Genomic DNA, 308 nt, shown 5'->3' with positions numbered 1-308 from the left:
CCCTGAGCTCCAGTTACTCCTTGCGCTCCAGTGATTCCTTGTATTCCCTGTGCTCCAGTTACACCTTGTGCTCCAGTAATTCCTTGAATTCCCTGTGCTCCAGTTAAACCTTGCGCTCCAGTGATTCCTTGTATTCCTTGTGCTCCAGTGATACCCTGTATTCCCTGAGCTCCAGTTACCCCTTGCGCTCCAGTAACTCCTTGTATTCCCTGTGCTCCGGTGATACCTTGTATTCCTTGTGCTCCAGTGATTCCTTGGATTCCTTGTGCTCCGGTTACACCTTGTATTCCTTGTGCTCCAGTGATTCC

Annotated in this window: 1 pseudogene; it reads right to left on the bottom strand. The window is 50.0% G+C overall.

Annotation, left to right across the window (positions count from 1 at the left end):
• A pseudogene (locus tag Q0975_RS28400) lies at positions 1-308 on the bottom strand (hypothetical protein); the annotation flags it as partial.

It is taken from the genome of uncultured Aquimarina sp. (assembly GCF_947500065.1).
Lineage (GTDB): Bacteria > Bacteroidota > Bacteroidia > Flavobacteriales > Flavobacteriaceae > Aquimarina.
The sequence above is the reverse complement of the archived record's forward strand: the minus strand, read 5'-3'. Positions and strand labels throughout refer to the sequence as shown.